At 27.9% G+C, this 14,355-nt stretch carries 9 protein-coding genes and 1 tRNA gene; 7 read left to right on the forward strand and 3 right to left on the reverse strand.

Annotation, left to right across the window (positions count from 1 at the left end; all coding sequences use genetic code 11):
• Nucleotides 1–2,052 carry an excinuclease ABC subunit UvrB gene (gene uvrB / locus A966_RS09915; RefSeq protein ID WP_008725154.1) on the forward strand — a complete coding sequence of 684 codons (2,052 nt, stop codon included), beginning with the start codon at nt 1–3 and terminating at the stop codon, nt 2,050–2,052.
• Nucleotides 2,053–2,162: 110 nt separating this feature from the next.
• Here uvrB and A966_RS09920 read toward each other — a convergent pair whose 3' ends face one another.
• Both A966_RS09920 and A966_RS09925 read right to left on the reverse strand, forming a co-directional pair.
• A complete protein-coding gene (locus A966_RS09920) occupies nt 2,163–3,767 on the reverse strand; it encodes a tetratricopeptide repeat protein (RefSeq protein ID WP_008725155.1) in 1,605 nt (534 codons plus the stop codon).
• A 45-nt stretch (nt 3,768–3,812) separates the two neighbouring features.
• Nucleotides 3,813–4,169 (reverse strand): tRNA-binding protein, encoded by a 357-nt coding sequence (locus tag A966_RS09925; RefSeq protein ID WP_008725156.1) that lies wholly within the window; start codon nt 4,167–4,169, stop codon nt 3,813–3,815.
• 169 nt (nt 4,170–4,338) lie between these two features.
• Here A966_RS09925 and A966_RS13455 point away from each other — a divergent pair.
• The 4 genes from A966_RS13455 to selB all read left to right on the forward strand — a co-directional run bounded on the left by A966_RS13455 (nt 4,339) and on the right by selB (nt 9,207).
• Nucleotides 4,339–4,428, forward strand: a tRNA-Sec gene (locus A966_RS13455).
• A 38-nt stretch (nt 4,429–4,466) separates the two neighbouring features.
• Nucleotides 4,467–5,837: an L-seryl-tRNA(Sec) selenium transferase gene (gene selA, locus A966_RS09930; protein ID WP_008725157.1), complete on the forward strand. Its 1,371-nt coding sequence runs from the start codon at nt 4,467–4,469 to the stop codon at nt 5,835–5,837.
• Between the two features lie 74 nt (nt 5,838–5,911).
• Nucleotides 5,912–7,069 carry an ankyrin repeat domain-containing protein gene (locus tag A966_RS09935; RefSeq protein WP_008725158.1) on the forward strand — a complete coding sequence of 386 codons (1,158 nt, stop codon included), beginning with the start codon at nt 5,912–5,914 and terminating at the stop codon, nt 7,067–7,069.
• A gap of 329 nt (nt 7,070–7,398) precedes the next feature.
• A complete protein-coding gene (gene selB, locus A966_RS09940; RefSeq protein WP_008725159.1) occupies nt 7,399–9,207 on the forward strand; it encodes a selenocysteine-specific translation elongation factor in 1,809 nt (602 codons plus the stop codon).
• Nucleotides 9,208–9,574: 367 nt separating this feature from the next.
• On the opposite strand, the gene A966_RS09945 is transcribed toward selB, so the two are convergent.
• The gene (locus A966_RS09945; protein ID WP_008725160.1) at nt 9,575–10,828 is read right to left on the reverse strand and encodes a homoserine dehydrogenase; all 1,254 of its coding nucleotides are present in this window, start codon (nt 10,826–10,828) and stop codon (nt 9,575–9,577) included.
• A 287-nt stretch (nt 10,829–11,115) separates the two neighbouring features.
• Here A966_RS09945 and A966_RS09950 point away from each other — a divergent pair, with 287 nt between their 5' ends.
• Nucleotides 11,116–12,738: a peptide ABC transporter substrate-binding protein gene (locus tag A966_RS09950; protein ID WP_008725161.1), complete on the forward strand. Its 1,623-nt coding sequence runs from the start codon at nt 11,116–11,118 to the stop codon at nt 12,736–12,738.
• A 121-nt stretch (nt 12,739–12,859) separates the two neighbouring features.
• Nucleotides 12,860–14,299, forward strand: a complete 1,440-nt coding sequence (locus tag A966_RS09955; protein ID WP_008725162.1) for an aminoacyl-histidine dipeptidase — start codon at nt 12,860–12,862, stop codon at nt 14,297–14,299.
• Nucleotides 14,300–14,355: the final 56 nt, after the last annotated feature.

Here is a 14,355-nt window from a genome sequence, read left to right on the forward strand (position 1 = left end):
ATGAATTTTAAATTAGAATCAAATTTCAAACCTTCAGGAGATCAAATAACTGCAATAGATTCTCTAGTTAAAGGGCTTGAAAATAAAAATAAATATCAAACTCTGCTTGGAGTTACAGCTAGCGGAAAAACTTTTACAATAGCAAATGTAATAGAAAAAGCTAATAGACCAACTTTAGTAATGTCTCATAATAAAACTTTGGCAGCTCAGCTTTATAGGGAGCTTAAAGATTTTTTTCCTAATAATGCCGTAGAATACTTTGTTTCTTACTATGATTATTATCAGCCTGAAGCCTATGTACCTGCTAAAGATTTGTATATTGACAAAGATGCTTCTGTTAATGATGAAATTGACAGATTGAGACTTAAAGCAACCACATCGCTTCTTGAGAGGCGAGATGTTATAATTGTTGCTTCTGTTTCATGTATATACGGATTGGGTTCTCCTGAAGATTATAGAAAACTTTATATAGCAATAGAAAAAGACGGAGAATATGACAGAGATGAGATAATCGAAAAATTAGTATCTATTCAATATGAAAGAGTTAAAGATGTGCTTGAGAGAGCAAGATTTAAAGTTATAGGCGATACTATAGAAATAATGAGTGCTTATTCTGATGAAGTTATAAGGATAGAGTTTTTTGGTGATACTGTTGAGCGTATAATAAAAATCAATCCCATAACAAGACAAAAATTAGCAGAACAGGATAGGGTAGTAATATATCCAGCAAAACACTTTGTTACAGGAGGCGAGAAGTTAGCAGCAGGTATAAAATTAATAGAGGAAGAACTTGAAGAGCAGTATAATAAATTTAAATCCGAAGGAAAATTAGTAGAGGCAGAGCGTATATATGGAAGAACTAAATATGATTTGGAAATGCTTAGAGAGGTTGGATACTGTGCCGGTATAGAAAATTATTCGCGTCCTTTATCCGGAAGAAAAGAAGGGGACAGACCTGCTTGTTTAATAGACTATTTCCCTGAAGACTTTTTAACTATTATAGATGAATCGCATGTGAGTGTTCCTCAGATTAGAGGAATGTTTTTCGGAGACAGAAGCAGAAAAGAGACTTTAGTAAAGTACGGTTTCAGACTTCCTTCGGCTCTTGATAACAGACCTTTATTTTTTGAAGAGTTTGAAAAACTTACTAATGATACAATATATATCAGTGCCACTCCTGCAGAATATGAATTAAAGAAAAGCAGTCAGGTTGTAGAGCAGATAATTCGTCCTACAGGTTTGCTTGATCCTATAATAGAAGTGTATCCTATTGACGGACAGATAGACAGAATACTTGAAGAAATAAAAAAGACTGTATCAAACAATGAAAGAATATTTATAACAACACTTACAAAAAAAATGGCTGAAGACCTTACAAAATATTTAAATGAAAACGGAGTAAGAACTCGTTATCTTCATTCTGATATTCAGACAGTTGAACGCGTTGAAATTATAAGAGATTTAAGGCTTGGGGCATTTGATGTACTTGTAGGCATTAACCTTTTGAGAGAGGGGCTTGATGTACCTGAAGTTTCTTTGATATTAATACTTGATGCTGACAAAACAGGTTTTTTAAGAAATACAACTACCTTAATACAGACTATAGGACGCGCCGCAAGAAATGCAAACGGCAGAGTTATAATGTTTGCGGATACTATAAGCGATGCTATGAAAGTTGCGATTGATGAAACAGAGAGAAGAAGAAAAATACAGATGGAGTACAACAAAGAGCATAATATTACTCCTAAAACAATCATCAAAAAAATACAGGATATAATAGAAAGAGAAGAGAAAGTTGAAACATCTTATGAGCTTCATTTCGATTTCAGACGATTTAATGAAAGAGTAAAAATTGACCCTCAACAGAAAAGCGATGATTATATAAAAGAGCTTGAAAAAGAGATGAAAAAAGCATCAGACAGCTTAGAATTTGAAAAAGCTATTGAGATAAGAGAAAAAATTAATCAATTAAAACAATTAAAGCCTCAAAAGAAAAATGTACATAAAAATATAACTTCTAAAAATCCGAATGGAAAAAGAAAAAATAATTAATATAAGTAAACTCAATACTTAAAAATATATTTAGACTAATTTTATATTTATATTTTTATAAATATAAAAACAATTATAAAATTTTACACTATGGTATTTTTATATAAAAATCAAATATAAAATTCTGAGCTTTCATCTGATGAATATATTAAAGTAAAATTTTCTCCATTATCTATATATGGAACATAAGCCATCTTTATATGTTCGCAATTTATATCGTCTTTAATTTCTTCTATAACCTCATTTAATATAAGCCTAAAAGCAATATCAACATCTACAACTACAGAAAAGAAATTAATAAACTGTTTTCCTCTTATATTTTCAGTTTCACCAGCATTCCAAGAATTTAAATAACCAACACCATTCCAAGTCAAAACTGAATTTAAAACATTTCCTATTTTATTTAAAGCATCAGCATATTCTTCATGAAGTTCATTCTCAAAATCTTCTGCTTCAAATTGTAAAATCAAATAATAGCAATCCTCATTATCAATTTTTTTATAATCATTATACTCTTTATAAAAATCATCTAAAAAAATTTTATATTCTCTTGGATTCCCGCATTCATATTCTTTAACCTCTCCGCTGCTTCCAACTATTCCGGTATGCTTTACTATAGTTCCTTCATCTATCCAGCATTCAGCATAATACATAAATCCGTATTCTTCTTTATACAAAGTAACAATATTAGGAAGCTCCTCTAAATATGGACTTAAAGGCATTCCGTAAGAATCAAAAATTTCATCTGCAACTTTTTTATATTCAGAATCTTTATTAAACATTTTTCTAATTGAAAAAGTTTTATTGGTCTGTTCATTTTTAAATTCAGCTTCTATAGTATAATCGATACTGAATCTTACAGATGTTAATTTTGACTTTTCTTCAACTTTTAACTTTTCTTTTACATCTTTTAATTCTTCTAAAGATTGCTTTATTAATTCTTTATCTAACTTTGATATAGCAGCTTCATTCATTAAAAATATACCGCCTATCAAATCATCTTCAAAATAAAATTTAAAACTACAATAAGGATTATCCGCTTCCCAATCTATAGGATTAATAATATTTTTAATAGCCTGTAATTTTTCTTTATCGCATAATATATAAGCTATAGTATTTAATTTTTCCTCTCCGTAATCGAGACCTTTAAGTAAATTTTTATCGCTTTCCTCATTAATATAATGATATTCTAATGCTTCTATAGAATAATAATTTTCTATCTCTTCAGCCTGCCTTAAAAACTCATAATCACCTGGTACAAGTTCTAATCCCTTATTATTAGCTTCCACAGCACCTTCTTTATTTCCAAAATGAAGTCTTAATTTAGCAAGTTCAAGCCAGCCCCAAGGATAATCAGGCTTTTCAATAACACCCTGTTCAGCATATTTTAAAGCCTCATCTAATTTACCGCAATATATAAGAGCAACAGTATATCTATAATACCAAGTTCCGCATCCTTTTGCATTTTTCTCAGAGTGTTTCATAAACTCTTTAGCCATATAATAATGTTCATAATCGCCTATATTATTGCAGGCATAAGAATACCATAATGCTATGTCTAAATCCTCTTTAGCCTCTTCTAATGTAAACTTATTTTCTTTTACACCGTTTTCAATAAACTCTTGCAAATAATTAAGCATTTTATAAAAATATCCGCCACCATCTGTATTAAATGATTCCAATGTTTTTATGTCTTCATTATTAAGTAAGCCCATCTTATTCTCCGTATTATTTCTATATTATGATTTATATAGCAAATATTATCCTATAACTGTACCGTTTTCACATTCCTCTTTTGTAGTTAATAATACAACTTCACCATTATCTTTGACAGCACCTAAAACCAAGCATTCTGAGAAAAAATTGGCTATCTGTTTTTTTGGAAAATTAACTACGGCAATTATTCGTCTTCCTATCAAATCTTCTTTTTTATATAATTTTGTTATTTGTGCTGATGATACTTTTATACCTAATTTACCGAAATCAATTTTTAATTTATAAGCAGGTCTTTTAGCTTTTGGAAAATCTTCTGCTTCTATTATAGTGCCTGTTCTGATATCCAATGCCAAAAAATTATCAAAATTAGATTCTGCCTTTATTTCATCTTTAATATCCATTTTTAATCTCCAAAACATTTTTATATATTTTATGATATTAATAAAAATTTTAAAGTGCATTTTTTATATATACATATAATATTATAATATTTTTATTGTAATATACCAATACCATGTATACTAAAAAATTGACATAAACTAAGAATTAATATATTATATTAAAATATATGGAGGCTGATGAGTCCCGGTGGGCTCCGCGCTCTTCAAAAGCGTTGGACGCTATAGCAGCGTTGGCAGGTTCAACTCCTGCCTCTTCCGATAAGAATATCATTTCATTTTTTATTACGGACATTAATTATGAATAATAAATTTAATCTAATACAAACTAATGCAGTATTAGAAGATGAAGCTATAAAACCATATCATAAAATTATTTCTCGTCCTATTGCAGCAGATATTATAAGAGATACTTTAGAAAAATTAAGAACTCAATTAAAAAATAATCCTGAATTAAAATATGATAAAAAAGATATAATTAAATTATGTGAAATTGAAATAAAAAAGAAAGCAAATCTTCCAATAAAAAAAGTTATAAATGCAACAGGAACTATAATGCATACCAATTTAGGCAGATCTCCAATAGATGCAGAAGTTTGGGATAATGTAAGAGAATTAAATATAAACAGTAATAATCTTGAATATAATATTAATAATGAGGCAAGAGGAATAAGAGGAGATTTTGTTCATTCTCTTTTAAATAAATTAACAGGAGCAGAAGCCTCTTTAGTAGTTAATAATAATGCAGCTGCAGTATTTTTGATATTAAAGGCATTGGCTTCAGATAAAGAAGTCATAGTTTCTAGAGGAGAGCAAGTACAAATTGGCGGAGGATTCAGAATACCTGATATATTAAAAGAGGCATCAGCTAAACTTGTAGAAATCGGCACTACTAATATATCGGATATTAGAGATTATGAAGATGCTATAACAGAAAATACAGCTATGATACTTAAAGTGCATACTTCTAATTTTAAAATAAGAGGGTTTGTGAAATCTCCTTCATTAAAAAAATTAAGAGAAACTATACCTGATAATATACCAATAGTTTATGATGAGGGAGCCGGTATATTTGATGAAAGTATGAGCGAAGAAGAACATATAAAATCTGCTTTGAAAAGCGGTGCTGATTTAGTATGCTTTTCTGGGGATAAAATGTTTTCAAGTGTGCAGGCTGGTATTATAGTAGGAAAGAAAAAATATATAGAAAAAATATCGAAACACCCTCTTATGAGAACTTTCAGATGCGGAAAAACTGTATTATCAATATTAGAAAAAAGCCTTATAAAAAGATTAAATACTGAAGGTAATTTCAAAGGATACTGTGAAACTTTATTGAGTATAGATAAGGAAATAATAAAACAAAAGGCTTTGAAAATTACAGAAAACATTGACGGATTTGAAGTCATTGAAGAGGATATAGAAACAGGAGGCGGTGCTATGCCTGATACTTTTTATCCGTCTTATGCAATAAGTTTTAAGCCTAAAGATATAAAGGCTGTAATAAAGTTTATGCATAATTTAGATGTGCCTATTATACCAAAAGTAAAGAAAGATTCAGTGCTTATATATGTAATAACTATAAATGATGAAGATATAAATTATATAAAAGAAGTTTTAATAAAAATAAAAGATAATTATTTTTTAAGTGAGTTAGCTAGTAATAAATAAAAAACTAATATAATTCTTGGTATAAAGTATTATGTGTTTGCTGATTATTTACAATAAGGAGATAAAAGAGATATATGAAAAAGAGCTTTATTTTAATAACTTTGATATTTATTAATATCATTAGCTGTAATGACAGTAAAAATAAAAAAGATGTGTATAGTTCAGAAATTAATAATTCAGTAACTAACAATATGGAAACCAATTATATCATTGATAATACTTATAATGATAATAAAAATATTTTAGAAACTAATAATTTATATACAGATGATATTTATGACGGATATGCATCTAATGAAGATGACATATATGAATTACTTACAAAATTAAATGAATATGAATTAATTGCTATTGAAGAACTTGAATCTGTAAAAGATACAGCTTCTTTAGATGCTTGGCAGTCAGTATATGCTGATGAATCGCCATTAATATTTGCATGTAATTATTTTCCTACAGAAGAAAAGGCCATTGAATTGATTTCTTACGGAGCAGATATAGATAAACGTGCTGATTATGGATATACTCCATTAATGGAGGCTTCTTATAGGGGATATTTAAAACTTGTAAAAGAATTAATAAAAAATGGTGCTGATGTTAATATAATGCGTTATGAACAAGACGATGCTTTATCATGTGCGGTATATTCTACTAATAAAAACAGTACAAAAATAGTTGAGGAATTGCTAAATGCTGGTGCTGCTGCTTACAGAGATTATCCTCTTCCAGATAGCGAAGATGAAACAATAACTATAATAGATAAGTTCTTTAATAATAGTTGTGATGCAGAAAAGTTTAAACTTCTTGCAGAGGCTGGTGCTGATATTGAAAACTCTTATTATGGTATACCAGTAATAGCTAGGGCTGTTGAAAATGATTGTATTGATATAGTAAAGTATTTAGTATCTAAAGGTATTGATCCTGCTATGAATTATACGGATTATAGAAATATAGAATTTTCATTGCTTAATAAAACATTTAATAATAAAACTACTGATATAGCTGAATATTTAATAAAGAATGGAGCGGATGTAAATTCTAAAAGTACAATGGATAATTACAGCGAAGAAACTCAAAACTTAATATTTACGGCTATTGAAAAAGATAATATAGAATTGGTAAAATTACTTATAGAATATGGTGCAGATACTTCAGCAGTAAACAAAGAAGGTAAAACTATTTTTGATATAGCTAAAGAAAAATGTTATAATGAAATAGAGCAGCTTAAAAAATAGTAAAAATAAGAATTGCTTTTTAAGTTATAAATTATTAGCTTATAACTGATGAAATAAGTTTTTAGTTATTTATATGCGAGTTTATCACTAGTAATAATAAAATATATGATAATAAAAAAAGTGATCTAGCCATACAATGGCAAGATATGTGAATAAATTTATTTATTTGCCATTTATAGGTGTAGGTACCAAGTAGGCACCATTATGGGGGACATAGCAATAAACAAGTGAGCCGAAGCCAGCAAATAAATTTATTTATTTGTTATTTATAGGCGTAGGCGACCAAGTAGGCACCATTACATGTGACATAGTAATAGTAGGAGCTTCATATGAATAGAATTATAGGGACAGCAGGCCATGTTGACCATGGTAAATCAGAATTAATTAAATCACTTACAGGTATCGCTATGATGCGTTTACCAGAGGAAAAGAAAAGAGAGATGACCATAGATTTAGGTTTTGGATTTTTTAAGCCTAATGATGATATTACAATAGGTGTAATAGATGTACCAGGACATGAGAGATTTATAAGAAATATGGTTGCTGGTATGTGGAGTTTGGATTTAGTTATGCTTGTAGTTTGTGCCAATGAAGGTTGGATGAATATGACTGAAGAGCATGCTAAAGTGGCTTTATCTCTTGGCATAAGAAATATAATATGCGTAATTAATAAAATTGATTTAGTTGATGATAATAAATTAAAAGAAAATGAAGAAGATATTAAAAAAAATCTTTATAGAATATTCAATAAAGATATAGAAATAGTAAAAGTATCAGCCTTAAATGGTACTAATATAGACTATTTAAAAGAGAGAATAACTAATATATTATCAAATGAAAAATATGAAGATGATATAAAGACTCATGTTTATGTAGACAGAGTATTTTCTATAAAAGGAGCAGGACTTACTGTTACAGGAAGTCTTAGAGGCGGTAATATAAAAATAGATGATACTTTAATACATTATCCAAGCAGAAAAGAAATTTTAATAAGAAATATTCAATCCTATCATGAAAATAAAGAAATTGTTTATCCTTCTTCAAGAATATCTTTAAATATAAAAAATATAAAAAAAGAAGAAATAAGAAGAGGTCATTTATTATGCTGTAAAGAAGAAAAAATATTTTCAACAGATGAAATAATATTAGAACTTATAAATACAAACGATGCACAATATCTTAAAAAAATAAAGAATGCGGAATTTGCTGTAGGTACGGAATGCTTGATTGCACAAATAATACCTATTTATAAAACATATTCAAATGATAATGCTGACAAATATAATAAAAATAATAAAGAAATAGACAGCAGATTTATAAGATTAAAATTTAATGAGCTTATATCGGTATTTTGGAAAGAAAGAGGAATATTAATAAGCCAAGGTGGAAGCAGTATAATAGCAGCAGGCAATATATTTTGGGGAGAAAAAACTACTCCTTTTATTAGAAAAAGAATTATTGATAATGCTAGTGAGTTTTTGGGAGAAGTAAAAAGAGAAAAATATAATGATTTATTTATGTCGGTTAATGGTTATTGTGAAGCTAAGGGAGAGATGCCTGATTATGCTATTAAAGCTGCAAATTTCTTTGTTAAAAAGGATTATTTAAATAGTTCATTAGAAAAGTTAAAAAATCTAATAGAAAATAAAAAAGAGGGTATAAGTTTTGAAGATATAAGAAATTATTTAAATATTAATAATTCATTTACAAAAGTATTCATAGCTTATTCAGTTGAAAATAAAATAATAATGCCTTTTAATAACATATATAAAAAATATAGTGAAAACATTGATTTGAATAATTCTCAGAAATTATTATTAGAAAAATTGAAAAAAGAAGATTTAAACGGATTAGATGAAAAAATTATAAAAACATTTACTAATGGAATGAAAGATATAAAAGTATTATCATTATCAAAAAAAGCTGTGTATCTTGATGATGGTATATATTACCATATAGATGTTTATAATAGAATAAAAAAAATTATTATGCAAAATACAAAAACTAATGATATAATAACTATATCATCTGTACGAGATAAGACAGGACTTTCAAGAAAATATGTGCTTCCTATATTAAATGCATTAGAAAGAGAAAAATTAGTAAGAAGAGAGGGGAGTGAAAGAATTGTACTTTAATACTTATTGATTTATTTTATAATCCCACCCTATAGGCTTTCTGCTTTTTATAGAATTATAATATTATTTTTCTTTTAAATTATAAACTCATATTTTAGCTGCCCGCCCAATTTTTTTTAAATTTATGATATATACTCCCGCACGGTGAATAAAATTATGAATATAGCTTAATTAATAATTGCAATTTAAATTATAAACTAAGATTTTATTTAACGTGCGTTAAATAAAATATATAGTAAAAAAATTATGTGTTAATAAATTAAAAAATATATTCATTATTAATATAAAGTACGGATTTAAAATAAAAAACAAATAATGCATATATAATTATCTTTATATAACATTATTTGTTTTTATATATTTTAACTTATTTTATTTTCGCTATAAATATATCCTCTATTTTTTCAACACTTTCTATTGCTTTAATTATAGAATTAATGTTAACATCTTTAAGAACAAACATTAAATTTCCATTTCTTTCTACGCTTTTTTCAATATTAATATCATAAAAAGCCTCATTGAATGCAAGCAGATTATTATTATTTGATTTAAATCTTACATAAAAAGTTTCATTTTTTTCTTTGAAATCTTTTACTTTAAGCTCTTTATTTTCTTCTACAAAACCAAGTATTGGTATTCTAAGTTCATCAGTAATTAAACTATTTCTAGCCAAAGTAACAGCATCAGAAACTATAGCACTGCTTGTAGGTCTTCCTCCTGCTCCTGAACCATAGAATACAGTATCTCCAGAGCGGTCTCCAACTACAGTTATAGCATTAAAAGCATAATCAACATTTGAAAGCATATTATCAGCATTAAGTAATGTAGGTATGACATATATATAAGCATTATCATTATTATCTAATGCAGCTTCTGCTATTAATTTAATAGTAAGCCCAAGCTCTGAAGCAAAAACAATATCATCTAATATAATATTTCTTATACCTCTTATAAATATCTTATCGAAACTTATAACACTGCAGAAAGCTATAGATGAAAGTATGCATAATTTATGAGCGGTATCTATTCCATCAATATCAAATGTTGGATCAGCTTCAGCATATCCTTTATCTTGAGCATCTTTAAGAACATCCTTAAAATCTAAATTATTTTTTGTCATATTAGTTAAAATGTAATTGCAAGTTCCATTTAATATGCCATAAACATTTTCCATTCTGTCAGAAACTAAACTCTCTTTCATAGCCTTTATTATAGGTATAGCACCTGCAACAGAAGCCTCAAAAGCTATATCTGTTTTTCTATTTTTTATAAGTTCACCAAAACAATTAGCAAGAAGTGCTTTATTAGCTGTAACTACAGGTTTATTTGTCTTCATAAGAAGTTCTTTTGCTGTATCCATTCCGCCAAGTACTTCTATAACTATATCAATATCATTATCATTTAAAATATCATTTAAATCTTTTGTTTTTATTTCAATTTTATCTAAAAATTTATCATCTTTTACTTTATCAATATTTCTGCTAAAAATGGTTTTAATGGTTAATTTTATTCCGGTTCTTTTTTCCATTATAGAATTATTTTCTATAATAGTTTTTACTGTGTCTTTTCCAACATGTCCGTATCCTGCAACTGCAACTTTAAATTCTTTTTTCTTTTCCATTTTTAACTCCTTAAAATTTAATTTAAATTTGTTTTAATAAAATTAACCTTAAAATTATTACAAAAGTTAGTAATATTATATTTTTATGATTTCTAAAAATGATATTACTGTATTAAGTTATATTATAACATCTATTAAAAAAATTTACAATATATATTATGACTTTTAATTATTTAATACAAATGTATATTTTATTAAATTTAATAAATGTAAATAATATCTATGTCATTGACTGAAATTTTATGCTGTGATAGAATATATAAACTATTTTTTTGGAGATCTATTTTATGGTTAAATTATTAAAATATGCAATTTTTTCTATAGTTATATTTATATTCTCTATTTCTTGCGGAGGCGGAAATTCTAAATATGAAGAAGGAGTATTGAGACTCAATGTTGGGCCAGAGCCTCAAACAATAGATCCGACATTGAATTCAGCAATAGACGGAAGTATGTATATAATACATGCTTTTGAAGGGCTTGCTAATAAGGATAAAGACGGCAGGATAGTAGGAGGAGTTGCTGAAAGCTGGGATATTAGCGATAACGGAACTAAATATGTATTTCATATTAGAAGTAATGCTAAATGGTCAGATGGAAAGCCTGTAACAGCAAATGATTTTGTTTATAGTTGGAGAAGAGCAGCAGATCCAAAAACAGCTGCTAATTATAGTTATCAGATGGAGCCTTTAAAAAATGCTAAAAAGATTACAGCAGGAGAAATGCCTGTTGATTCATTGGGAGTTGCAGCTTTAGATGATAATACTTTAGAGGTAATATTGGAAGCTCCTACTCCATATTTCGATCAGCTTATGGCTTATCCTGTTTATTTTCCTTTAAGAGAGGATATTATAGAAGCTAATCCTGATACTTGGACTATGAATCCTGAAACTTATATAGGAAATGGTCCTTTCAAAATGACTGAAAGATCTATTGATGACAGAATAGTTATGGAAGTCAATACTAATTATTGGAATGTTTCAACTATAGTTCCTAAAAAGTTAGTATTTATTCTAATGGATAATGGAACTTCAGTAGTAGCCGGCATTAAAGAAGGTTCTATATATTTTTCTGACAGAGTTCCTACTCAGGATATGGATTCTTTAAAAGAGGAAGGATATTTGCAAATAAAACCATATTTAGCTCTTTATTATTATAGTTTGAATAATACTAATGATGTTTTAAAAGATGTAAGAGTTCGTAAAGCATTATCTTTGGCTATAGATAGAAATTATATAGTAGAGCAGGTTACAAGAGGCGGACAGATACCAGCAGCAGCACTTGTACCGGGATTGATATCAGATGTTAATGGTAGTTTTAGAACTAATGGCGGTGATTATTATAGTGTAAAACGAGAAGATTATACAAAAAATGTAGAAGAAGCTAAAAAATTATTGTCGGAAGCAGGATATCCTGATGGTCAAGGGTTTCCTGTATTAGATTTTAAAACTAATCCAGGAGAACATACTTCTATATTTGAAGCTGTTCAGCAGATGTGGAAAAATAATTTAGGAATAGACAGTACAATATCAAGTGAAGAATGGGCAGTATTTCAGCAAACTCGTTTAGATAAGTCTTATCTAATTGCTAGAAATGCTTGGGTTGGAGATTATGATGATCCTATGACATTTTTAGGTATGTTCTTAAGTCATAGTGCTCAAAATGTAGAAGGTTATAATAATACAGAGTTCGATGCTTTGCTTAACGAGGCATCTTCTACAGGGGATAATAATGTAAGAATGCCTATACTTCATAAGGCAGAAGATTTGTTTATGTCGGAAATGCCTATTATACCTCTATATTTCTATACTTTGCCTGTACTTGTTAATCCTAATTTGAAAGATGTGCAGTATGATGTTTTGGGCAAACATAAATTTTTCTATGCTTATTTAGAAAATGATAAAAATTAAAAGTTGATTATATTTTATTATTTATAAAACAAGGGAGAAAAAATCCCTTGTTTTTTATTGTATATAAATATAGATTAATAACTGAATTTTGTTATTATAGTAGTTTTTGGAGGAAGTTTATATGTTTTTAAATAATTTTGATAATCTTGATTCTAAAGAAGTTTTCAGATGGTTTGCTGAAATAAGTAAAATACCTAGAAGATCTAAACATGAAAAGCAGATAAGTGATTTTTTAGTGCAATTTGCTAAAGATAGAAATTTAGAAGTATATCAGAATAAAGAAAATAATGTAATAATTAAGAAAGAAGCATCAAAAGGATATGAAAATATAGCACCTGTTATTATACAGGGACATATGGACATGGTTTGCGAAAAAACTAATGAGTCTAAACATGATTTTGATAAAGATCCTTTAGAATTAATAGTAGAAGGAGATGTTTTAAGGGCAAATGATACTACTTTGGGGGCAGATGACGGAATCGCTGTTGCTTATGGTCTTGCATTGCTTGATTCTAAAGATATACCTCATCCTGCTTTAGAAGTTCTAATTACATCCGATGAAGAAGATGGTATGTCTGGGGCATTTTCTGTTACAGATGAGCATTTAAATGGTAAAACACTTATTAATTTAGATTCTGAAGCTGAAGGTATTCTTTGGGTAAGCAGTGCAGGCGGTATTAATGCTATATCTGAATTTAATATAGAGAGAGAGGCAAATAATTATCCTGCATTAAAGATAGAGGTTACAGGACTTAAAGGCGGACATTCTGGTATGGAGATTAATAAACAAAGAGCCAATGCTATAAAAATATTAGGAAGAGTTTTGTATTCTGTGAAAGATTATATAAATATTGCATATATAGATGGCGGTTCTGTTCATAATGCTATAGCTAAAAATGCTTATGCTATTGTTACGGCAGAAGATACAAATAAAGTAAAAAATATTATAGAAGAGCTTTCTAAAAATATAAAATTTGAATATAGAATTGCGGACCCTAATATGCAGATATTTGTTTCAAATACTGAAAATGTAGAAGAATGCTATAAAAAAGAATTAACTAATAATGTTATAAATTTTATGATGCTATCTCCTGACGGAGTTTTTTATATGAGTAAAGATATAGAAGGCTTAGTACAGACAAGTGCTAATAATGGTGTTCTTAAAGAAAAAAATAATAAATTGACATTTAATATCTTTATTAGAAGTTCAGTAGAAAGTTCATCAGATGAAATAGTATTAAGAGTTAAGGCTTTATCTTCGATGACAAATTCTAATTTTATATATCAAGATGGATATCCCGCTTGGGAGTATGACCCTAATTCAAAAGTAAGAGATATAGCTGTAAAAGCATATAAAACAGTTACAGGTAAAGATGTTTCTGTATCTTCTGTACATGTTGGTTTGGAATGCGGTATATTAAAGAAAGCGTTAAAAGATGTTGATGTTATTAGTATGGGACCTAATATTTATAATGTTCATACACCTAAAGAATATTTAAGTATATCTTCGGTTGATACAATATGGAAAGTTTTGAAAGAAATTATTAAAAATATTAAATGATTAATTTGATGTTATAGTGTATTGTTTTTATTAGTACATTGATATATACTAATAGG

The organism is Brachyspira hampsonii 30446 (assembly GCF_000316195.1).
Lineage (GTDB): Bacteria > Spirochaetota > Brachyspiria > Brachyspirales > Brachyspiraceae > Brachyspira > Brachyspira hampsonii_C.